This window comes from Pseudomonas sp. 910_23, assembly GCF_052850795.1.
Map to the genome: position 1 here is coordinate 1 of NZ_VXCZ01000013.1, position 19,443 is coordinate 19,443.

The window sequence follows — 19,443 nt, forward strand, 5'->3', positions numbered from 1 at the left end:
CGCCATGGATGGCGCGTGGCGGCGGCCCCCCAAATCACTGGCGGATTACGGGCACACCGAGCCTGAGCGAGGTGCCGAGTGGTGGGGCAAGAGCGTTTTGCTTACTTTTGCGCTGTTCAAAAGTGAGCCGCCGTAAGGGCGGAACCCATAGCGGCCGTTACCCCAATAACGGATATGTACTCAGTTGTATGGGAGTGAGATAAGTACAGGGGGGTGTGCGAGGTAATCCTGGGATACTCCGGGAGAAACCGGTCTACTCTGAACGAACTATGAAATAACCTTGCACACGCTGCAAATGAAATCAGCCACTGTTCAGCCATCGGGGGGCGAGGTACGGCCCTCCATATCATCAGCGAACAGATCCTTCTGTCGGCGGGCCAGCTCTTCCTTGCGCACCGCCTTCACGATCTTGTAAATCCACTGTAACGAAGCGCCGTATTTGGCTACCAGCTCTCGGTGATTGGAGCCGTTGAAGTCATCGTAGATCTGACGATCTCGGCGACTCAGCTTGATTGACTGGCCGATGGGAAAGTAGATGTTCTGCCCGCCCCAGTGCGCGGACATACGATCAGTAATTTCCCCGGCGACCTGCTGAGCGGTTCCGCTCTCCATCGAGGCCAGCTCTACGAGAGCTATTGCAATGTGGTCTGTAAGGTCAACCAGCAGCTCGGGGCCCTTGCTTCGGAAGTCGGTCATACGTCACTCCTGCCGCTATCCGCGCTTTCAACGCGCAGTAGCCACTGTTTCAGATTTTCAATTACCCGGCTGGCCTGAGCAGTGGTGAGCCACTGCAACGCAGCGACGCGGGTCATGCCCAGCACAAACTTGGCCAATGCAGCCTCAGAAGGATCACGGACGGCGCCCAGTTCATGCAGCGTCAGCCACAGAGAGCGGATCTTCTTCGACTGGACGTCGTCGGCTAAAGGCCGCTTAGGTTGATTGCTTGGACGAACCTTAAAGCCCCGCAGCTTGAGCTGTTCCAAAACCCTTAGCAGGTTTGGAACGCTCAAATCAGCGGTGGACGTAGCGCCATCCAATCCCGTCATGCCAGCCAACAGGAGGCGATAGGTATCGTCATCCATGCGCAACTCGCGTCGAGCAACGTGGATCAGCTTGATCAGACGCAGGCGGTTCGGGTTGGACGGCGCGGTTTTCACTAGTCACCTCCTTTCATCGAGCGTGTGTTGCCGTTCTGCTGGTTACGAGCGGCATGAATCCGTTGCCGGATCTTGCTGCATTTGGCGTGATTACCAGTGTTACGGGGGCGCTGGCATTGATCGCAGATCGCCAGGAACTCCAGTACACCGGCTGAGAGTTTCCCCGTGCTGTTCATGCCCATTTTTGTCGCCTCATCAGCTCAATAGCGGCCTGCTGCGGATCTTCAATGTCGCCATAAGACAATTCGCGGATGAAGTCCTCCATTTCGAGTTTGTCGTCCAGTGCATGACCCGAAGACCACGCGGCCACTCGCCCTTCGCCGATTGCCCGAGGCACTTCATTACCCAAGCCTTCAACTACTAGGGTGTCGTACTTCTTTTCTGCAGCGCTCATGTCAAACCCCCATGGTCAAGCGTGCGCGAGGCTGATGGTTCACCGCCTGGTGCAGTTGGGCGGACTTGCCCGCTTCATAGCCCGCGTCACCGGCGCCCTCATTGCGCGCTTTGACCTTGCGCCGCTTGAGTTCAACGCTTTTTACGTCTGGATGATGTTTTTTCATGAAGGCGTCAATCGCTTCGGCGATGTTGTCTTCTACGCCCGCAAACGCTTGGATTTTGCTGTGAACTGCATCCAGCCAGCCATTGGCGAAGGCATCCCCTCGGGCGGCCTTCGTAGAGCGCTTGCAACGCTTCTGTGTGTCCAAAAAGTCACGACGGGCCTTTTGTAGCTGACGAGCCAGCACTTGGTATGCGTAGCCGGACAGTTCCGGTGCGGCTGAGCAGCCAATAAAGATGAAGCGAGCAGCACTCCACTGAGGGTTGGAAATAAGGATCATGGTGCCGAACGCATCTGCACAGACTTGCGCAAGACGCACACGCCAGACAGGAGGCGAACCCTCCGAGCCCGCAAGGATCGTGTGTTCGCTCGCCATGCTGGCAAGCACGTCACCCACCTCCAGGTTGTACATCTCCATCAGTTTGTGCGCTTGGCGTAGCGCGGTTTCAGCTTCGTGCGGATTGCTGGTTTTGGACTTGGCCATCTCCAGGCACTTCTTGATTTTTTCCAGAGTGCGGTTGTTGTCCATGTCACTTTTCCTCCGAATCTGTGTCGCGGCTGACGTTCTTCGTCACCGTCAGTGGGAACTTGCAAAACAGATCAAGGGCTGTGGCGCAACCCGCCTTGAAGCCTTTGCGTTCGTCGCCCACAAGCAGGACTTGCTGTCCATTTGCGCCGCGTAATACCAACTCGGTATCGGCTGGCGCCTGCACAATCATCTGCAGTTTCTGGACATGATTGGAATGCCACTGCTGAAGCCATTTGAGGATCTCTACGACCTCTGGGTCGCGGGTGGTTACAGTCACTTGATCGGCCATGTCACATACCCTCCAGAGGGGTGATACGCCACTTGCTATGTAGGCGCCCAACAGGTGTGCATGGCAGGCGTTCAACGCCAGCGGACACGCCTGGAAAGAGCTTTTCAGCCAGGCGCTTCACTGGGTATTCATAGTCATGGGTGCAAGACACACGCTTGCCCCGCACAGTGCCGGTAACGTAACCATCACCGTCCTGTCGTACCGAAACCTCCACCGGTACCAGCGGTTGTATTGAGCGCACCGGGTATTTAATGCATTGGTCACGAGTATCCCCAGCGCGGAGAAACTCCACCAAACTGCCCACCTTAAGGCTTGCCAGGTTTACGACTCTTACTCCAGTCCATAGGCTGGAGTGGTAAGGCCAGCTTCCGGTGACGATGCCAGCCTCATCGACGGTCCACACCAGGAAGTCCTGGTGGTGGTCCTGAAATTCAATCAGTGTCTTGGTCATGTCACACCACCGCCAGGTCTAGAGGGATTGCCTTATAGTTGTCGGAGTCGCCGATCCGCTCATACACGCGGATGTAAACGGCACTGCCCGAGACCATGATGGAGTCCTTCACGGCCTTCATAGCGGCCTTCCAGTTATCGTCATCAATCTCTAGCCGCAACAAATCCAACACATCGGAGGTTTTGATCTGCCCATTACGGTTGGGGCTGAACACCCGGTCGACGATAGCCATCAAATGAGTGTCTGCCCCCTTGCTCCAAGCACGGATGCAGTCGTAGACCAGTACCTTTGCCACTTCCATTTCCTCGGTGAACGTCAGCCGGTCGGCATATGAACGCTGCACCTTGTACTGGCCGTCATACGTGGCGATGGTCACGTTGCCCTTCTTGCCACCCATCTGAACGCCGTAACGCTCACCGGCAATGCTGATCAAGTCGGCCACATCGCCGAGGGATTTTTTCTTGAAGTTTTTCAGCGCAAGGCTCAGAGCCTTGGCAGCATCTGCTAATTCGCGGGTCACCTGATCGCGCAGCTTGTCTTGGTCTCGCACCTGATCTTCAGGGACCAGGTGGCCCATGGCGTTACGCATATAGCCCTGAGGAATATTGCTATCAGACATGGTCGCTCTCCTTTGTGAGGGCCTGCAGATGCAAGGTGGCCCATTGGCACGTTTCATCGGCGTTCACGCCTTGGGCCTGGACAACAACCCGCTCAATCCCGCCAGTTTTGTCGTAAACGGTGACCATCCAATCAACGACTCGGTTGAAGCCGATCTCCAGCCATAGGTGAGGCCGCAGGCTCAGCGCGGCGTCAAAGGCTGTTACCAAACCGGCCAATTGGGTGACGTGTTCGCTGCACTCGGCGTGCAGGTGGCTGATGACCTGGTATAGATGTTGGATAGCGTCCGAGAAGCGATCTTCAGCAATGGCCGCATGAGCCGCCTCTAACGCCCGAGATGGATCGGGCACCCGCTCGGCATGATCCAGGAGCACCGCCACATGCTTCATGGTGTCCTGCCAAAACAACGTAGGGGTTTCGGAGGCAACAGCTGCTCTCAAGGCTTTAATCGAAACATTGAGGGCCTGGTTCATTGGTCCTGCTCCTTCACCAAGCTGTACCAAGCCACATCAACACCCCGTACCGTCACGGTGTTGCGCGTAAACCGACCTGCAGGCGAGTAACGCATCCCGCGCAATTCATGCCCAAACCGCCGTAGGAACAGCTCAATATCGCTGTGGTCGATAAAGATCTTGTTGTCCAGCAGCACCAGGTGCTTGATTCTGATACCCGCATCGCGGATATCGCGGGTCAGTTCGTTGTACGTCGACAGCTTCGTAGTGAAATCTTCAGCCAGAACGCTGGCCCGTTCCTCCACTTGCACACCTACTAGGTACAAAGCGGCCATCTCACACCCCCTTCACGATGTCCGCGGTTACGAGTGGCGCGCCCAAGTTCGCGGCCAGGTTCATCGCGGCGATGAGCAGATTGCCGATTGCCAGCGGGTACAACAGCGAGACCGCCGTATCTCGACTCCCATTACGACCAGGTAGCGAAAGGCGGGCTGCAATGGCCTGGATGCCCCCAGCGTCGATCACCTCGGCCAGCGCCTTGCCTGCGCGTTCAAAGCGGAATTTCAGAAACTCCTCCAGCAGTGCGCCTTCGATTGGCGGCAGCATGATCCGCTCGCACCGCTGCACCACTTCACGTACATCCGCGTTGCGCTCGCTCAGTTTCACGCTCAGCTCCGGCTGGCCGATCATGATGATGCTGACCAGCTTGGTGAAACCGGACTCCAGCTCCAGGATGCGCTTGAGGTGTTTGAGCGTTGGGATCGGCAGGCTATGGGCCTCCTCGATCACCAGGCAGTGGCGATAGCCTGCGGCGTGGGACTCTTTCAACACTTTGTGCAGCTGGGCAAAGCGTGCCTCGGGGCTGTTCTTGGGTTTGGTCAGGGGCGAGACCCTCGCCATCATTGCCTCGGCAATGTGAGTGCTTTTCAGCGATTTGCCTTTGGTGTCGTTATCTTCGGAAGCCAGTACATAGGGCTCAATGATCAACACCGGGTCATTGTTCTCAACGACTCGGTTCACCAGGTCGCGGCGCAAAGTGCTTTTGCCCGCACCTGATTCCCCCTGAACTGCCAGGAAGCCACCGTGCTTTGCGGTCTGGTACATAACCTCGCGAACGTAGCGGATATCCGGGCTGATCCACATGTCCTTGGCGCAGGAAAGTTCATCAAAGGGGTCGCGGAACAGACTGAATGCCTTACGAGTAGTTGGCAGCAGGGTTTGTTTTGGCAGTAACATAGGTTCGTCCTCCCCGGACGGCTCTTCTTTAAGGGCCGGATCTGTCGTGTTGGCGCACGGCAGGTCCACTTCTTCAAAGGCGTTAGCGATATCGGCATCGTTGGCGCCGGACTCGGTCAAGAACACACGAATGCGCCCCTGCAGGTCGGCGCTGTCCAGGCTGCGCGGCCATTGGCCGTGGTTCAGCAACTGAGCAATAGAGGCCTCGCTGAGCTTCAGCGATTCGGCCAAGGCCGATTGAGATCGGCCCACCCCCTGTAAAACGTGTTTAAGTTTCAACATCACTCACCTCCAACCGCCGCCCGAACCAGGCTGAGCGGGTTGCGCATGACCTCTACAGGCCGTTTCAGCTCAGCCTCAATGGCATCAAGCTGGTCTTGGGCAATGCCCTCCGGGTAGTGCTGCTGCAGCCAGCTGAAGCATTCGGCTGACCAAAGGTTTGCCATTCGTGGGCGCAGCAATTTCGCGGCCTCGACGTGCGACAGCAGCGCATGCTCGACAATCGGGGCGTTGACGTTCAGGGATGTACCACGGCGTGGCAGGTACGCCGGTAGCACGGTGTCGGTGACATGTTTGTGCGGGTCGATCAGCCCACCGAACGGCAGCGTTTTCGCCTTGCGGGCGGCTTCGGCATCGGCTTTGTTGGTGGTGCCGGTGGCGATCTGTTCCAGCAGATTGCGCGAGACTTGCGCCGGGGTTTCTGCGTGGCGCTTGTACTGCTCGCCGATGGTGGCCGAGGTCTGCGCGAAGCCGAACTGGTCCATGCCGATCCGCTCGACTACGTGGTAATGCTCGCGGCCATCGGCACCGGTCATAACGACAACCGCAGAATCTTTGTCGCGCCAGCAATTGCGGGTGATCAGCAGCTTTTCGCCAACCATAACTTCCGGTACCGAGCTGACGTCGAACTGGTCCCCGCGAAACGAAACGCGTAGCAGGTTGCTGACCTTGCGTTCCTCTGGCGTGCTGACCGCCAGTTCGCGGCAAACCTCAATGCCTGGAGCCAGGCGCAACTCGTCCTGCTTGATCAGTTGCCACACGCCGTAGCGGCTGCGGCGTGTCCTGGTATGAATGGAGGTTGCGTTGAAATAGCGCATCCACTCACCGGCCCAGCTATTGATCTGCTCAAGGCTGGTTGCTGCCTGGAACTTCAAGGCGCTTTCAAATTCGCGCTCAACGATGTTGTGGGCCTGCTCCACCTGCCCCTTGGCCCGTGCGTTGCCGACCTGGTTAATGATCAGTTCGATGGACATGGCGCGGCACAGGTTGCGGAAGATACCGCTGGTCATGGCCGCGCCAGGGTCGGTCATCAGCATCCAGGGCACGCCGTGGAATGGGTCAGATTCGTGGCGCTTCTGCATGGCGTTGATCAATACGGTGCAGAGGTTCTCAGCCGACTCCGCGCCCAGTACATACTCGACATACAGCGTGCCGCTGGTGTGGTCGGTGATCACGTAACGCCATAGGCGCTGGCGCTCAATTTTCTTGAGGTTGCCCGGCTTGCCATCGTAGAACTCGGCCTGCCTCATCACCCGAGCGCCATCGTCTGCCAAATAGAACTGTGTCGAGATAGAGGCGTCGACCTGCCAAACGTGGTTGGGGTGCTTGCTGGCAAGCGATACGGCGGGTGCGTCGTGCAGCAGCTGCTCAGGGTGTAGTTTGTAGGCACGCAGAGCGCGGCTGATGGCGCTGTTAGTCAGTGGACGAAACTCACCTGAGGCTTCATCTATGCGGCCAGCCAGAATCAGGTTGTTGCTTCGCAGGCGCTCAACAGCGCGCTCAATGGTAGACAGCTGCTTGTTGTTGGCCCGGATGGACTCCAGCAATACCGCCGAGATCATCCGCGCTTCATCCAAAGGTAAGGTGCTGTTACCGGCATCGCTGCGACGTTTACGAGGTTTGCTCACCGCTACCTCCTTCAGCTTACGCTGCAGGGTTTGAAGGGAAACACCCAGCTCGGCTGCACCGGCCTTGTAAATGGCGGTGCGTTGACCGTGCGGGGCATTGGCTGCCCGTTGGGCGATTTGCGCCAGTTGCTGGGTCTGTACGGGGTTCATCGGTTACGCCTCGGCCTGGGTCTGCCATACCGGCGTGTCGTCCTGGTGTTCGGGCAAGTGAAATTCGCTGCGAACAGTTGCCAGCGTGATTTCAAGCTGGTTGATCAAATCAGCCTGGTAGGCGCGGTGGTCCTGGCCGTGTTCGGCAGCGTGCTCAGCCATCTTGGCGAAGCCTTCGCGAAGCTCACCCAGGATCTTGGCTTCCACTTCAAAATGAAGAGCGACCACCTCGGTGCGCAGCTCTTTGATGACATCGTCTGGCGTTGCCGTCTGGATGCGCTTCTGAAGTTTTTTCAGCTCTTGCTTGGTGCTATCAAGCTCTTTGGCCTTGTTCGCCATGACTTCGCCTTGGGCTTCATAGTCGGCGTTGACTTCGTCCAAGCGCTGGGTCAGTTCGGTTTTTTCTTTGGAGTGTTTGGCGATGATCTCTTCGGCGAGGTCGACGAAAGCCTCTTTATCACCGGCCTTGGCGACTTCGATTAGAGCGGCTTGTGCGTCTTCAGGCAGTCGGCGGTATTGGCGCATTTCGCGGTAGCCGATGCCCATACGGGACATGGATTCCAGTGCGTCTTCACCGAATTGGCGTAGGTTGTTTATGTCTTCGTTCACCTTCGGGGCCGAAGTACCGAGCAGGCTGCAAAACTCCTCCCAAGTTCCGCTCAAAACGCGACCGTCGCGGTCATGCATTCCCGCTAATCCCCGGTACAACTTGTTTTCTTTCACATAAGCCATCTTGGAAACCGCGACCGTCGCGGTGAACTTGCCTATGGAGTCCGCCATTTGGGCTTGACCAAGCATCTGATTGACGATGTCCCGCTCTTCGCTATGCGAAGTCATCGCGGTGGCCATCGAATTCTGGGTAGCGGTCAGCATTTCGCCGTCCAGGACAGGCAATTCAATTGGGGCAGTAGGTTGGGCTTTAGTACGTGCCATGGTTTTCTCCTTAGTTGAGCGAGCCAGCGGCAATCCGCTGATTGATTTCTTGCATCCGCTGGGTCAGCCTCGCCATGTGTTCGGCATGGGCCTGGGCGATCTGTAGCATCGCCACCGAGTGAGCAAACCGACCGTTGTCCAGCTTTACTGCCAGCCCCTCTTCAATCAGGGTTTGCATAGCGCGGGTGATGTTGCTCGGGCTGTCCTTGGTTAGCTGGGCCAGCTCGGTGTTACTGAGGCCGGTGACGGTGTGCCCCTTTAAGGCTTTCAGCACGCCCAGCACGCGAGCGGCTCCTGAGGCGGTGCGGCTCATGGCTGCCCCTCCAGTTCCAGTTGTGGGTGTTGGGTCTGGCTGACGTTGCCTCGGTGCCAAGCGAGCCCTTCCATCGCGGCCTGAATTGAGGCCAGGGTCTCTTCGGCTTCACTGTTCTTGGCGTAAAACGCGAGCAGTTTCCCGGCTGCGGTTGTCAGCAGCTCCTGCAGGGCCTGTGTATCCTGGGCAGTGCAATTGCGCCCGGTGGGCATTTCTATAGTCAGGCGGCCTGCACTAGCAGCTATCCAGCGCGTGACGTAATCGCAGTTGCATACCCGCTCGTAAGGGCGGATCAAGTTGGCGGGCATGCGACCAGTTTGTAACCATTTATAAAGCGCCCAGTGATCAGGCAGTCCCATCTCGTCCGCGATGCGCTGCACACTTTTATTGTGAGCATCGATTGCAAAGTCCTTGCACAGCTCTAAAGCGTGGCGCAGCGACGTAGGACGGACGTTCTTCCAGCGGCGGCGATTCATTGGAAACCCTCCTGCAGACGGCCTTCCAAACAAATGGATTTTTTGCAGCTAGCCAAACGGGTTGCGCCAGCTGCAAAGTTTTGCGGTACATTCGCAAACTGAGACATGGCTATGACCGACCGTATTGAGGCACTTGAAGCGCAAGTGAATGCTTTGGCGCAGGGCTGGTTACGCCTTGCGGCAGTTCTTGAAGTTGAAGGTCTTGTAACGGCTGAATGCCTTGAACAGGCCCTAAGGCCGATTCGTTGGCCGGGCCAAGCAATCGAGGCTGAAGCCACGAAAACGCTGGGCTGGCTGTGCGATCAATTGGCTGAAGCCCGTGTGGCTCGCCAGTCGTCGGCACGACAAGCAGGAAGCCGAAGCGGTCGACGTCCATCTGCACGGCAGCCATTACGCTGCCAACGCCGATGAAGGTTTCAGTCCAAGCTTCACCGCAATATCGTGAGCCTTGCCGTAATGGGCTTTGGCTTGGCCATTGAGTACGCGGTACACCTCGTTACGGGTGTAGCCGTTCTCGGTAGCCCATTCAGTGATGGTTTTGCCAACCCGACGGAAGTTTTCTTTCACCTGGTCGGCGGATAGGGCTTTGGCATGGGTGGCCATGGTGGTGGCTCCTGTGATGCAAAGATGATTAGTGTTTGTGTGGATTATTTTGGTGGGATATATACACCGTGTCAACTGATTTGGTGGAATTAATACACGTTCGCCTGCGCGAAGAAATTGACCGTTGCGGCCTGAGTCTTGCCGCAGCGTCACGCGCAGCTAATGAATCAAGCCCTCAACGTCTGAAAGACGTGGTTGCTGGCCGACAGAAATGCTCGGCAGATTTGGTTGCGAAACTTATGGTCGTTGGCGTTGACGCGCTTTACGTCTTAGGGGGGGAGCGCGCTTCCGCCCATCCGAGCAAACTGGCGCCTGACGAAGAATTGCTGCTTGAGGGATACCGAGCGCTTGAGGTTCCCGAGAGAAAAAGACTGTTGGCTGCTGTCTTGGTTGGTAATGCCCCTGACGACATCGCGATGTCCAGTCAGACTTCGAACACGCAAACCGTTTATGGAACGGGCCACCGAGTAGCAGGGCGAGACTTCAATACAAAGGAGTGAGGTGGGTAAATGCACATAGACGGGCACAACAACAGAGTCGCCGGGCGTGATTACTACGAGAAGGCCACTTTAAAGCTGACACCTGAGCAGCTTGCAGAGTTATCCATAAAGCCTTGTCTAAGATGTGAATCTAGACTTGTGGCCAACGGGAGCGATACCTGTAACCACTGTCGACGTGAGGTTCTGGCGGAAGCGGAAAACACCAAATGGCGCGGCTACGTCATGGCAACGCTTTTTATTTGGGGAATATTGATTACCCACTCTCAGAAAAGCGGTACTCAAGTCGATTTCGAACACCTTCTCGGTCTGGGTATGCTCGCCGCTGTGATAACTGTAGTGTCTTCAGTTATGTGGTTTCTACTGCGCCAATGCTGGGCGGAGCATGGTGACGACATCTTGAAATCCCTGGAAGACTGGGTGGCTCGACGATTCAAATAGTACCCTCGGCTTGAGCTTGGCTCTAATCACGGAGCCCGTTGAACCTCGTAATACGGGATTACATAATGAAAATTTTCTATAGTTTTTTAACGTTGTTTTTGTCTTTTTCAGTGCATGCGGCAGTATTCACAGAAGCCACCTCCGAATCCTTTACTCAAGCTTCTTACCAAATGAGTGCTCTGAATAAAGCCATGAAAGATGGTGCTGACTTGCTAAAAAATGGTGATCTGGCAGCTATTAGCGCTCATAGCCAATACATCTCATCATTAGTTAAAAAGGGAGAAAGTCAGTTCGGTAGTACCGTATTTGAGCCACTTGGTAGCTGTTTCGCGGCAGGTCTTTTTTCTCGTAGCTGGTGGAACGCGCAGCTGGCGGCAACACATAACGGTGGTATAGAGAAACGTCCAGGCTCAATAGCAGACGCGCTGAGCGAATACACGACAAACCGCGACGAGTGTCTTAAAACTGCTGATCCCAAGGCGGCTGCTCAAGCCAAGACTGAAAACGATGCGCAACTGCAGGAGAAGCTAGGGGGCGGACGAGAGTGCTTAACGGTGTTCGATGTTGATCCTGAGAGCAAAGAAGTTTTCGCAAAGCCTAAGCCTGCTCACTGCAAAAGCTGATCATATAACCGGCGATATGGAGTATCGGAAACATGTTTGATGAGTTAATGACTGATAATTGTTTTGTGGTCGACGCGACCGAAAAAAGGTCGGGACCATACAAAACCGCCTTTACGAGCAAGAACCAAATCCATATTTTTGATCCGGCATTCGATGCGGAAATTGGGGATAGGCTTGTCCAGACCTTGCCCAATGGGAAGGAAGTATTTTTCAGTATCACAGATGTCAGTTATCAGTCTGGTTTGGACGATATTCCTGGGTGTTGGTTGGTGGCTTTCTTGAGGGGCGCTGCCAAACCGAAAGAGCCCCACGTTGTCAGTCCCGTTTACAATTTCCATGGTGCTAATAATGTTCAAATTGGTGACAACAACGTTCAAAACATCCGAAGTGCTGTAGAAACGTTGGTCCATGGCATTAATAATGCCCAATCTACCCCACAAGAAAAGGAAGAGGCCAAGGGGCTATTACGGCTATTTCTTGAAAACCCGACAACCTCTTCTGTAATCGGCGCCGCCGTTACCGGGATGATCTCTCTGCTCGGCTAACAATCTCTTTAAACCCGATTAAAAGCCTTCCTGACACACGCCGCCCATCATGGCGGCGTGTGTATTTCTGGCGCCTGAAACCTATGGCGCCATTACAGGAGGCGTCCCGTGCGACCCGAATTCCCTCGCGGCATCCGCAATTTTAACCCCGGCAATATCCGCCACGCCAAAGGTGTGCGCTGGCAAGGTATGGCCGACGCTCAAGGCGATAGTGAGTTCGTCCAATTCACGGCTCCACGTTGGGGCATCCGAGCCATTGCTCGAATCCTAATCACCTATCAAGACAAGCGTTTGGCCCCTGATGGCAGCCGCATCGACACCGTGCGCGAGATCATCGAACGCTGGGCGCCGCCATCCGAAAACAATACCAACGCCTACACCGCCAGCGTTGCCCGCGCCTTGGGGATCGGCCCGGATGTAGGCTTGGATGTCTACGACTTCGATGTCATGCGCACGCTGGTGCTGGCGATCATTCGCCACGAAAACGGCCCAGGCCCGCTGCCAAGTGGTAAATGGTACGGCGAGTCGATCATTGCCGATGGGTTGACGCTTGCAGGCATCGAGCGCGGGGCCAAACACGGCGCCAAGCAGGCCGATACCGACTGGAGGCCAGCATGAAGGGAGTCAAGCCCATCTGCGACTGGCGCTGCTGCTACCGGCTTTACAGCGTGCAGATCACCGTCCTAATCGCGTTCCTTGGCCTCGCTCAGTTGGAGTTGCTGCCGATGTGGCAGGGCCAGCTCTCGCCTCGCGCTTACGCGGCGCTGAACAGTGGTCTAGCAGTGGTTCTATTTTTTGCCCGCTTGATCAAGCAACCGCCTGACCAGGGGACGCAGCTATGAGACTCAACGTCTTCGGTCGGTTGTTTTCCGCGCTGCTGGCCGGGTTTACCTGGGGAAATCGTTGGGCATCTCCTTGTACCGCTGCCGGTACTTGGATCGGAGCAGCAGTGGTGCCTCCTTATCGACATGGCAAAACAGGTATTGCCGCAACGAAGCGTCGCTCACGTAAATCACGTAACCACCAGAGGCATTCCCGTGGGCGCGCTTGAGCAACTGGTCTGGCCGTTGCCTGCACGCCTGGCAGCGGTCGGATTCGCCTGCGCGCTCAGCGCCGCAGCAGGCGGTTCAATCGCTTACGGCTTCGGCTTTCGGTATGCCGAGTCACTGGGCGCAACTGCTCTGGCAGATCTCAAGTCACAGCACTCCGAACAAGCTCGGGTCGCTGAAAGCGCTAACCGCCTACAACTGCTCCAACAGGTCGCTAGGGCCAGCGAAAGCGAGTCTCTGCTGTTCAACCTGATGGACCAGTACGCCAAACAAAAACAGTTGCTCCAGGAGCGCATCCCTAATGTCACGACCCAATACCGGCCTGCGCCTGGCGCAGTTGCTCAGCCTATCCCTCGTTGCGTGTTCACTGCTGGCTGGCTGCGCGACTTCAACACCGCCCTCGGTGTTCCCGCCCCAGGATCAAGCACCACTTCCACCCAACCTGCGCAAGCGCCCTGGGCCGCCCCCGGCACTGACGCCGAACTATTGGAAAGCGGCGTCACTCCCGCAGACATTCTCGCCTACGCCCAGGACTACGGCCTGTGGGTTCGTAACAACCTCGCCCAACTCAACGGCTTGCTGGATCTACAGGAAAAGGACTGATGCCCTATGGATGTAGCCGAACACGCTACAGATCAAGACGACGATGAGTCGGCAGCACGTATCTACAGCCACGGCTTGCAGCGGCGATCAGGTATTTCAGCCTACCGCTGCGAGGCGTGCGGCGATGCGATCCCCGAGGACCGCCGCCAGAACGAACCCGGTACCGAACACTGCAGCGACTGTGAAGGCGCTTTACAACACATGAATAGACGGGGTTTTCGATGAACCTGGAACAACTGAAATTCGGCTTTATCGTCATGCAGTGGGTAGTTCTCACGATGATCGGCATCTACACCTGGCTCGCCAACCGTCAGACGGCCAGCGCTCAGGAGTTGCTGGAGCTGCGCACACGAATTACCGCTCTGGAAGAACACGTCAGGCATCTGCCAGACCAGACAGCCGTCACTGATCTGTTGGGTGACATGAAAGCAGTGCGGGCCGAGCTGTCGGGGGTCAAGGATGCTCTGGCCCCTTTGGCCCGCTCGTTGGACCGAATCAATGACTACCTGCTGAGAGAAAAGACATGACCCCATTTTCCGACTTCATTCGCCAGGACATTCGCTTGGTCATCCTGCGCTTGCTGGCCGAGACCACTGGCTACCGTGCCAACAGCTCTGTGTTGACTATGGCCCTGGACAGCTTTGGTCATACCCTCAGCCGTGACCAGGTTAAAACCGAGATGCAATGGCTGGCCGAGCAAGGCGCCCTGACGCTTTCCGATGTTGGCCCGGTGCTGGTAGCTACTCTCACCGAACGCGGTCAGGACATTGCCGCAGGCCGTGCCCGTGTCCCAGGTATCAAAAGGCCGGGGGCGTAACCATGGCGGGTAAATCATCCGTTAGTCGCCTGCCGCCAGTGGTGAAGGCTTACCTTCAGAAGCTTCTGCGTGAAGACCGCATGACCCTGGATGAGATGATCGCCGATATCCAAGCGCGGTTTCCCAATGAGAAGGTGCCTAGCCGCAGCGCGCTAGGCCGCTTCAAGGTGGGCTTTGAGCAACTGACTGAAAAAACCCGACAACATCGGGAGCAAGCCGAGGCTTTCGTCGGCGCATTTGGCGAAGACTCCAGCGACAAAACCGGGGCATTGCTGGTTGAGGCCATTTCTACCTTGGCCTATCAGGCCGCCATGGGCGCCCATGAAAAGGATGAGGTCACCACCAAAGAGGTGGCCGATCTGGCGCGTGCTGCAAAAAACACCATGCAGGCCCGCACCTTGAGCATGAAAGAACGCCAGGCCGCAGAACAGGCCGGGCGTGACCGCCTGCTGCGCGAGCAGTCCGCTGAACTGGAAAAGGCGGTCAAGTCCAAGGGTTTGTCTGAAGAGTCAGCTCAGTGGTGGCGCCAAAACTTCTTGGGTGTGAAGCAATGAAGGTATCGTCCAGTACCCTCCGAGTCATCGAGTGGGATGAATTGCCACCCAGCGTTCGGCAGATTCCAGAAGGTTGCAACCCGATTGCCGAAGGCATCCTGATGGCTCACCAGGTGGACTGGTTGAAGATTCGGGCGCAAATCAAACTGTGCGAAAAGGGCCGTCGCACCGGCATTACGTTCGCTGAGGCACTGGACTCGGTCATTACCGCTGCATCGCAGAAGTCGGCGGGCGGCATGGACTGCTTTTACATTGGCGACACCAAGGAAAAGGGTCTGGAGTTCATTGGCTACTGTGCCAAGTTCAGCCGGGTGATGGCCGAGGCTCAAGCCTCCGGCGTCAGCGAGATTGAAGAGTTCCTGTTTGAAGACCAGGACGAATCGGGCAACACACGCCAGATCAACGCTTACCGCATCCGATACGCCTCGGGCTTCAAAATCGTCGCACTGTCGAGCAACCCAGCCGGTATTCGTGGCTTGCAAGGCAAGGTCATCATCGACGAAGCCGCGTTTCACCGTGACGTATCCGCCGTGCTCGATGCCGCGACCGCGTTGCTGATCTGGGGCGGTCGGATCGTCATCATCAGCACTCATAATGGCAAAGCCAACCCGTTCAACCAGATGGTCAACGACATCCGGGATGAGCGTTACGGAGACAGCGCCGAGGTCTATACGGCAACGTTTGACGATGCCGTTGCCAATGGCCTGTACGAGCGCGTGTGCTACATGGCGGGTGAGTCACCTACCGCTGAAGGCAAGGAGGCCTGGTACAAGAAAATTCGTAACGCTTATGGCCCGCGCAAGTCGCAGATGCGCGAAGAGCTGGATGCGATCCCCCGCGATGGCAATGGCGTGTCCATTCCTGGTGTGTGGATTGACGAGGCCATGCGTCCTGGTCGCGAAGTACTCCGACTGGCGTTGGACGCAGACTTTGTCCACCAGGCGCTGTACCGCCGCGAGGCTTATGTAAACGACTGGATTGACCGCGAACTGGCGCCAGTAATGTCAGAGCTTGATCCTGAGCTTCGCCACTTCCTGGGTATGGACTACGCGCGGCACCGCGACTTTTCCATCATCTGTCCGATGTCGGTCGACATGTCTCGGCACCGCGATGTGCCGTTCGTGATGGAGATGCACAAGGTTCCGACCCGTCAGCAACAGCAAATTCTATTTTACATCCTGCGTGGCCTGCCGCGCTTTGTCGGCGCCGCACTGGACGCTACCGGCAGCGGCGAAACCCTCGCCGAGGACACTGCCGACGAGTTCGGCCACAACCGTATTCACCAGGTGAAGATCACCCGCGCCTGGTACGGCGCCTGGATGCCCAAGTTCGTGCAGTTGTATGAAGACGGCGCCATCACCATGCCGAAGGACGACAACCTGCACCAGGACGTGCGCGCCATCGAAACCGTGGAGGGCATTCCGATGATCGTCAAAGCCCGTTCACAAGACCTTAAAGACCCGGACCTGTACCGCCACGGTGACTTCGCCGGGGCCGGTGCGCTGGCTAACTTCGCCACGTTGGAAGTCGCATCAGGGCCGGTCGCTGCCAAATCACGCCGCCCTCGCCAGGGCCGACGAATTACCCAGGGGTACGCATGAACAACAAAGGCCTGTGGGTCAGCCCCACCGAGTTCGTCAATTTTGCCGATGCCAAGCGCGACAAGCTGCTCGGTCGGCACATCGCTACCCGTGACCGCTCCAGTGGCGGCGCCTTTGGTAGCGCCAATCTGCCCAACCCTGACCCGATCCTCAAGGCCCAGGGCAAGGACATCACGGTCTACCGTGACTTGCGTAGCTCCGCGCTGGTCGGCGGGAACATCCGCCGCCGCAAGGCGTCGGTGCTGGCCCTGGAGCGCGGTATCAAGCGTGGTAATGCGCCGGTCAAGGTTGAGCGCTTTGTCCGCGACTGGATGCCCGATCTGGACCTGGACCGCATCATTCGCGAGCTGCTCGATGCACCGCTGTTTGGATACCAACCCGTCGAGCTGATGTGGCAACCCGTTGGTGGCTATCTGATGCCGGTTGATCTGCTGGGCAAGCCCGCCGAATGGTTCTTCTATGACAAAGACAACCAACTGCGTTTTCGCTCTCAGGAAGGCGGTCAAGAAGGCGAACTATGTGACCCGCAGCGCTTCATAGTGGCGCGCCAGGACGCAACCTACGCTAACCCCTATGGCTTTCCCGACCTCAGCATGTGCTTCTGGCCAGCCATGTTTATGAAGGGCGGCCTGAAGTTTTGGGTGCAGTTCACTGAAAAATACGGCAGTCCGTGGGTTATTGGTAAACACCCCCGTGGCGCCACTGACGCCGAGACCGATCTGCTGCTCGATAGCCTGGAGGCGATGGTGCAGGACGCTGTCGCCGCGATCCCTGACGACTCCAGTATTGAAATCAAGGAGGCGTCCGGCAAAGCAGGCAGCGCCACGGTTTATCGTGAACTGCTGGAATATTGCCGCAGTGAAATCAACGTGGCCATGCTCGGGCAAAATCAGACCACCGAGAAGGAAAGCAACCGCGCAAGTGCCGAAGCCGGTGCCGAGGTCACCAAAGATATTCGTGACGGTGATGCCGGGATCGTGGCCATGGCGATCAATGCAGTGATCCGCCGTATCGTTGATATCAACTTTGGCGAGAGCGTTGTGGCCCCCGTGTATGAGCTGTGGGAGCAGGAGGAGATTGATAAAATCCTGGCCGAGCGAGACAAAAGCCTCAGTGAGTCGGGAGTCCAGTTCACGCCGCAGTACTTCAAGCGCACCTACAACCTGCAGGACGGTGACATTGTCGAAACCGCACCGGCTGATATCGGCCCTGCTTTTTCGGAGCCTACCTTCAAGCCAATCCTGGACCAGCTGGCGCTCGATCAGGCCATTGATCGCCTGCCCGCCGAATTGCTCCAGGAACAGGGTGAAAGGCTCGTAGCGCCAGTATTGGAAGCCCTGCAACGCGGGCGCTCTGATAGTGAAGCACTCGGCCTGCTGGCCGAAATCTACCCGCACATGGATGACAAGTCGCTGCAGCAGAACCTCGCCCGCTTGTTGTTCATCGCCGACACCTGGGGCCGCTTGAGCGTCAACGCGGATCGGGAGGACTGACATGGCTACCGCCAAAGTACCTAGCCCCGCAGACCTCAAGGCCATTTTTGGACTGGAGCCCGAGCAGGCCGTCGCTTACCTGAAATCCAAGGGCTATGCGATTACCTGGAACTGGCAGGACATGCTTGACCAGGCGCACGACCAGGCGTTTACCGTGGCTAAGGCAATGCGCCTCGATCTGCTGTCTGATATTCGCGGCGCCCTGGAGACGGCGCTGCAGGATGGACAAACCCTCAAACAGTTCGTCACCGCGCTGCAGCCGACCTTGGAATCTCAAGGCTGGTGGGGCAAACAGGTCATCGTCGACAGTCAGGGCGTCGGTGAGCTGGTCCAGTTGGGCAGTCCGCGCCGGTTGAAAACGATCTACCAGACCAACCTGCAAAGCGCTTACATGGCCGGTCGCAAGGCCACGATGGAAGAGACCACCGATACCCATCCGTACTGGATGTATGTGGCTATCCTGGACGGCAAAACACGGCCCAGCCACCGCGCCTTACATGGGCAGGTTTTCCGTCATGATGATCCGATCTGGGCATCGATCTTTCCCCCCAACGGTTTCAACTGCCGTTGCCGCGTCGTTGCGCTGACCGAGGCGGCAGTCAAACGCCGTGGGCTTCGAATCGTTTCGAGCGAAGGCCGCATGTTCACCGAAACGGTTGAAACCGGCGTGGATAAGCGCACGGGCGAGATTCGTACCGCCGAGGTCACCGGCTTGCGCACCACGGATGCGGCGGGCAAGCCTGTCACGTTCCGAACAGATCCGGGCTTCAATCACGCACCAGGTACTGGCCTGGCCGATATGTTGAAACGTAAACAAGCGGCGGCATAGGAGCGTTGAGATGATTACTGTCGAGCTGGACCACGAACGTTTGCAGCAGGCATTGCGCCGAGTCGAATGGGCGGTGGGCGATGTTGCACCGCTGATGCGTAGCATCGCTGCCGAGATGCTCAGTCAGACCGAGGAGAACTTTGCCGAGGAAGGTCGGCCCGATTGGGCGGATCTTTCAGACACCACCACAGAGCGCCGGGCAAAAAAAGGTAACTGGCCGGGCCAGATACTACAGGTCAGTGCTGCTGGGCTTGCGGCATCCATCAGCAGCAGTTCCGATGACAGTAGCGCCCTGGTAGGCAGCAACAAACCTTATGCCCCCATGATGCACTACGGCGGCGACAAGTCGGACTTCCCGCATCTGTGGGGGGACATCCCAGGCCGTCCATTCCTGCCGATGGACACCGAGGGCCAGCTGCAGCCCGAAGCGGAAGAGTCGATCCTGGAATTGGCGATGCATCACATCGAAAAAGCCGCTCGCCTGTAACGCCCTCAGAGGCGCCTGGGCAGCAATGCGGCTGCGGTTCATCGCACTATAGGGGTAAACAACGTTGTAAACGCTTTATAAAGCCGACCCGCCTTACTCTTTGCCAGCGGCGCGGGTGCTGAATGCATAGCCGCCGTTCTGGCCCTCGTCTGAAACTCTTTAAACTCGATTAAAAGCCTTGAGCCGGTCACACGCTCAATCTGTGCGCATCACCTTCAACGGCAGCGTACAGCC

29 protein-coding genes are annotated in these 19,443 nt (G+C 57.2%); 14 read left to right on the forward strand and 15 right to left on the reverse strand.

Annotation, left to right across the window (positions count from 1 at the left end):
• Positions 1-312: 312 nt before the first annotated feature.
• The 15 genes from FW800_RS16510 to FW800_RS16580 all read right to left on the reverse strand — a co-directional run bounded on the left by FW800_RS16510 (position 313) and on the right by FW800_RS16580 (position 9,670).
• Positions 313-696, reverse strand: coding sequence for a Mor transcription activator family protein (locus FW800_RS16510; protein ID WP_005789438.1), 384 nt, complete (start codon positions 694-696; stop codon positions 313-315).
• A complete protein-coding gene (locus FW800_RS16515; protein WP_005789436.1) occupies positions 693-1,157 on the reverse strand; it encodes a gp16 family protein in 465 nt (154 codons plus the stop codon). Before FW800_RS16515 ends, FW800_RS16510 begins: the two co-directional genes overlap by 4 nt.
• 172 nt (positions 1,158-1,329) lie before the next feature.
• Positions 1,330-1,551 (reverse strand): hypothetical protein, encoded by a 222-nt coding sequence (locus FW800_RS16520; protein WP_150073116.1) that lies wholly within the window; start codon positions 1,549-1,551, stop codon positions 1,330-1,332.
• Position 1,552: 1 nt separating this feature from the next.
• Positions 1,553-2,242 carry a DUF2786 domain-containing protein gene (locus FW800_RS16525; RefSeq protein WP_005789431.1) on the reverse strand — a complete coding sequence of 230 codons (690 nt, stop codon included), beginning with the start codon at positions 2,240-2,242 and terminating at the stop codon, positions 1,553-1,555.
• 1 nt (position 2,243) lies between these two features.
• Positions 2,244-2,531 carry a hypothetical protein gene (locus tag FW800_RS16530; RefSeq protein ID WP_446438002.1) on the reverse strand — a complete coding sequence of 96 codons (288 nt, stop codon included), beginning with the start codon at positions 2,529-2,531 and terminating at the stop codon, positions 2,244-2,246.
• A gap of 1 nt (position 2,532) precedes the next feature.
• Entirely contained in the window at positions 2,533-2,982 is a 450-nt protein-coding gene (locus FW800_RS16535; protein WP_005789428.1) for a hypothetical protein, read from the reverse strand.
• A 1-nt stretch (position 2,983) separates the two neighbouring features.
• Positions 2,984-3,601, reverse strand: a complete 618-nt coding sequence (locus tag FW800_RS16540; RefSeq protein ID WP_005789425.1) for a DUF3164 family protein — start codon at positions 3,599-3,601, stop codon at positions 2,984-2,986.
• Complete coding sequence (locus tag FW800_RS16545) at positions 3,594-4,073, reverse strand: hypothetical protein (RefSeq protein WP_446438003.1); 480 nt, start codon at positions 4,071-4,073, stop codon at positions 3,594-3,596. The genes FW800_RS16540 and FW800_RS16545 overlap by 8 nt, the downstream gene beginning before the upstream one ends.
• Positions 4,070-4,387, reverse strand: coding sequence for a hypothetical protein (locus tag FW800_RS16550; protein ID WP_446438004.1), 318 nt, complete (start codon positions 4,385-4,387; stop codon positions 4,070-4,072). The genes FW800_RS16545 and FW800_RS16550 overlap by 4 nt, the downstream gene beginning before the upstream one ends.
• Position 4,388: 1 nt before the next feature.
• Positions 4,389-5,570, reverse strand: a complete 1,182-nt coding sequence (locus FW800_RS16555; RefSeq protein ID WP_446438005.1) for an ExeA family protein — start codon at positions 5,568-5,570, stop codon at positions 4,389-4,391.
• Entirely contained in the window at positions 5,570-7,345 is a 1,776-nt protein-coding gene (locus FW800_RS16560; RefSeq protein WP_005789418.1) for a DDE-type integrase/transposase/recombinase, read from the reverse strand. Before FW800_RS16560 ends, FW800_RS16555 begins: the two co-directional genes overlap by 1 nt.
• A 3-nt stretch (positions 7,346-7,348) precedes the next feature.
• Complete coding sequence (locus tag FW800_RS16565) at positions 7,349-8,278, reverse strand: hypothetical protein (protein ID WP_446438006.1); 930 nt, start codon at positions 8,276-8,278, stop codon at positions 7,349-7,351.
• Positions 8,279-8,288: 10 nt separating this feature from the next.
• Complete coding sequence (locus FW800_RS16570) at positions 8,289-8,591, reverse strand: helix-turn-helix domain-containing protein (RefSeq protein WP_005789414.1); 303 nt, start codon at positions 8,589-8,591, stop codon at positions 8,289-8,291.
• Entirely contained in the window at positions 8,588-9,067 is a 480-nt protein-coding gene (locus FW800_RS16575; protein ID WP_169877813.1) for a hypothetical protein, read from the reverse strand. The genes FW800_RS16570 and FW800_RS16575 overlap by 4 nt, the downstream gene beginning before the upstream one ends.
• Before the next feature lie 390 nt (positions 9,068-9,457).
• On the reverse strand, positions 9,458-9,670 hold the full coding sequence (locus FW800_RS16580) for a DNA-binding protein (protein WP_005789410.1): 213 nt from the start codon (positions 9,668-9,670) through the stop codon (positions 9,458-9,460).
• A 68-nt stretch (positions 9,671-9,738) separates the two neighbouring features.
• On the opposite strand from FW800_RS16580, the gene FW800_RS16585 reads away from it, so the two are divergent.
• The 14 genes from FW800_RS16585 (at position 9,739) to FW800_RS16650 (ending at position 19,209) form a co-directional block, all read left to right on the forward strand.
• A complete protein-coding gene (locus tag FW800_RS16585; protein WP_367243477.1) occupies positions 9,739-10,170 on the forward strand; it encodes a hypothetical protein in 432 nt (143 codons plus the stop codon).
• A gap of 503 nt (positions 10,171-10,673) precedes the next feature.
• On the forward strand, positions 10,674-11,231 hold the full coding sequence (locus tag FW800_RS16590; protein ID WP_446438007.1) for a hypothetical protein: 558 nt from the start codon (positions 10,674-10,676) through the stop codon (positions 11,229-11,231).
• A gap of 32 nt (positions 11,232-11,263) precedes the next feature.
• Complete coding sequence (locus FW800_RS16595) at positions 11,264-11,776, forward strand: hypothetical protein (protein ID WP_367243480.1); 513 nt, start codon at positions 11,264-11,266, stop codon at positions 11,774-11,776.
• A 108-nt stretch (positions 11,777-11,884) separates the two neighbouring features.
• The gene (locus FW800_RS16600) at positions 11,885-12,394 is read left to right on the forward strand and encodes a structural protein (protein ID WP_446438008.1); all 510 of its coding nucleotides are present in this window, start codon (positions 11,885-11,887) and stop codon (positions 12,392-12,394) included.
• Positions 12,391-12,618 (forward strand): DUF7940 domain-containing protein, encoded by a 228-nt coding sequence (locus FW800_RS16605; RefSeq protein ID WP_446438009.1) that lies wholly within the window; start codon positions 12,391-12,393, stop codon positions 12,616-12,618. The genes FW800_RS16600 and FW800_RS16605 overlap by 4 nt, the downstream gene beginning before the upstream one ends.
• A 195-nt stretch (positions 12,619-12,813) precedes the next feature.
• Positions 12,814-13,428, forward strand: a complete 615-nt coding sequence (locus FW800_RS16610) for a lysis protein (protein WP_446438010.1) — start codon at positions 12,814-12,816, stop codon at positions 13,426-13,428.
• Between the two features lie 6 nt (positions 13,429-13,434).
• Positions 13,435-13,653 (forward strand): TraR/DksA C4-type zinc finger protein, encoded by a 219-nt coding sequence (locus FW800_RS16615; protein ID WP_446438011.1) that lies wholly within the window; start codon positions 13,435-13,437, stop codon positions 13,651-13,653.
• Positions 13,650-13,955, forward strand: coding sequence for a DUF2730 family protein (locus tag FW800_RS16620; protein WP_179446813.1), 306 nt, complete (start codon positions 13,650-13,652; stop codon positions 13,953-13,955). The genes FW800_RS16615 and FW800_RS16620 overlap by 4 nt, the downstream gene beginning before the upstream one ends.
• Positions 13,952-14,245, forward strand: a complete 294-nt coding sequence (locus FW800_RS16625; RefSeq protein WP_446438012.1) for a VpaChn25_0724 family phage protein — start codon at positions 13,952-13,954, stop codon at positions 14,243-14,245. The genes FW800_RS16620 and FW800_RS16625 overlap by 4 nt, the downstream gene beginning before the upstream one ends.
• Before the next feature lie 2 nt (positions 14,246-14,247).
• Complete coding sequence (locus tag FW800_RS16630) at positions 14,248-14,799, forward strand: phage protein Gp27 family protein (RefSeq protein WP_160049543.1); 552 nt, start codon at positions 14,248-14,250, stop codon at positions 14,797-14,799.
• A complete protein-coding gene (locus FW800_RS16635; RefSeq protein ID WP_446438013.1) occupies positions 14,796-16,400 on the forward strand; it encodes a hypothetical protein in 1,605 nt (534 codons plus the stop codon). The genes FW800_RS16630 and FW800_RS16635 overlap by 4 nt, the downstream gene beginning before the upstream one ends.
• A complete protein-coding gene (locus tag FW800_RS16640; protein WP_446438014.1) occupies positions 16,397-17,893 on the forward strand; it encodes a DUF935 domain-containing protein in 1,497 nt (498 codons plus the stop codon). Before FW800_RS16635 ends, FW800_RS16640 begins: the two co-directional genes overlap by 4 nt.
• A gap of 1 nt (position 17,894) precedes the next feature.
• Entirely contained in the window at positions 17,895-18,722 is an 828-nt protein-coding gene (locus FW800_RS16645) for a phage head morphogenesis protein (RefSeq protein WP_446438015.1), read from the forward strand.
• A 10-nt stretch (positions 18,723-18,732) separates the two neighbouring features.
• A complete protein-coding gene (locus FW800_RS16650; RefSeq protein WP_446438016.1) occupies positions 18,733-19,209 on the forward strand; it encodes a phage virion morphogenesis protein in 477 nt (158 codons plus the stop codon).
• Positions 19,210-19,443 lie beyond the last annotated feature (234 nt).

What these genes read in the sequence shown, in the direction of transcription:
- FW800_RS16520 (WP_150073116.1), bottom strand. Translation starts at nt 1,551, where the DNA reads ATGAGCGCTGCAGAAAAGAAGTACGACACCCTAGTAGTTGAAGGCTTG.
- FW800_RS16630 (WP_160049543.1), top strand. Translation starts at nt 14,248, where the DNA reads ATGGCGGGTAAATCATCCGTTAGTCGCCTGCCGCCAGTGGTGAAGGCT.
- FW800_RS16615 (WP_446438011.1), top strand. Translation starts at nt 13,435, where the DNA reads ATGGATGTAGCCGAACACGCTACAGATCAAGACGACGATGAGTCGGCA.
- FW800_RS16620 (WP_179446813.1), top strand. Translation starts at nt 13,650, where the DNA reads ATGAACCTGGAACAACTGAAATTCGGCTTTATCGTCATGCAGTGGGTA.
- FW800_RS16605 (WP_446438009.1), top strand. Translation starts at nt 12,391, where the DNA reads ATGAAGGGAGTCAAGCCCATCTGCGACTGGCGCTGCTGCTACCGGCTT.
- FW800_RS16590 (WP_446438007.1), top strand. Translation starts at nt 10,674, where the DNA reads ATGAAAATTTTCTATAGTTTTTTAACGTTGTTTTTGTCTTTTTCAGTG.
- FW800_RS16565 (WP_446438006.1), bottom strand. Translation starts at nt 8,278, where the DNA reads ATGGCACGTACTAAAGCCCAACCTACTGCCCCAATTGAATTGCCTGTC.
- FW800_RS16570 (WP_005789414.1), bottom strand. Translation starts at nt 8,591, where the DNA reads ATGAGCCGCACCGCCTCAGGAGCCGCTCGCGTGCTGGGCGTGCTGAAA.
- FW800_RS16530 (WP_446438002.1), bottom strand. Translation starts at nt 2,531, where the DNA reads ATGGCCGATCAAGTGACTGTAACCACCCGCGACCCAGAGGTCGTAGAG.
- FW800_RS16580 (WP_005789410.1), bottom strand. Translation starts at nt 9,670, where the DNA reads ATGGCCACCCATGCCAAAGCCCTATCCGCCGACCAGGTGAAAGAAAAC.
- FW800_RS16650 (WP_446438016.1), top strand. Translation starts at nt 18,733, where the DNA reads ATGATTACTGTCGAGCTGGACCACGAACGTTTGCAGCAGGCATTGCGC.
- FW800_RS16645 (WP_446438015.1), top strand. Translation starts at nt 17,895, where the DNA reads ATGGCTACCGCCAAAGTACCTAGCCCCGCAGACCTCAAGGCCATTTTT.
- FW800_RS16640 (WP_446438014.1), top strand. Translation starts at nt 16,397, where the DNA reads ATGAACAACAAAGGCCTGTGGGTCAGCCCCACCGAGTTCGTCAATTTT.
- FW800_RS16510 (WP_005789438.1), bottom strand. Translation starts at nt 696, where the DNA reads ATGACCGACTTCCGAAGCAAGGGCCCCGAGCTGCTGGTTGACCTTACA.
- FW800_RS16545 (WP_446438003.1), bottom strand. Translation starts at nt 4,073, where the DNA reads ATGAACCAGGCCCTCAATGTTTCGATTAAAGCCTTGAGAGCAGCTGTT.
- FW800_RS16560 (WP_005789418.1), bottom strand. Translation starts at nt 7,345, where the DNA reads ATGAACCCCGTACAGACCCAGCAACTGGCGCAAATCGCCCAACGGGCA.
- FW800_RS16550 (WP_446438004.1), bottom strand. Translation starts at nt 4,387, where the DNA reads ATGGCCGCTTTGTACCTAGTAGGTGTGCAAGTGGAGGAACGGGCCAGC.
- FW800_RS16540 (WP_005789425.1), bottom strand. Translation starts at nt 3,601, where the DNA reads ATGTCTGATAGCAATATTCCTCAGGGCTATATGCGTAACGCCATGGGC.
- FW800_RS16595 (WP_367243480.1), top strand. Translation starts at nt 11,264, where the DNA reads ATGTTTGATGAGTTAATGACTGATAATTGTTTTGTGGTCGACGCGACC.
- FW800_RS16525 (WP_005789431.1), bottom strand. Translation starts at nt 2,242, where the DNA reads ATGGACAACAACCGCACTCTGGAAAAAATCAAGAAGTGCCTGGAGATG.
- FW800_RS16635 (WP_446438013.1), top strand. Translation starts at nt 14,796, where the DNA reads ATGAAGGTATCGTCCAGTACCCTCCGAGTCATCGAGTGGGATGAATTG.
- FW800_RS16535 (WP_005789428.1), bottom strand. Translation starts at nt 2,982, where the DNA reads ATGACCAAGACACTGATTGAATTTCAGGACCACCACCAGGACTTCCTG.
- FW800_RS16555 (WP_446438005.1), bottom strand. Translation starts at nt 5,570, where the DNA reads ATGTTGAAACTTAAACACGTTTTACAGGGGGTGGGCCGATCTCAATCG.
- FW800_RS16575 (WP_169877813.1), bottom strand. Translation starts at nt 9,067, where the DNA reads ATGAATCGCCGCCGCTGGAAGAACGTCCGTCCTACGTCGCTGCGCCAC.
- FW800_RS16625 (WP_446438012.1), top strand. Translation starts at nt 13,952, where the DNA reads ATGACCCCATTTTCCGACTTCATTCGCCAGGACATTCGCTTGGTCATC.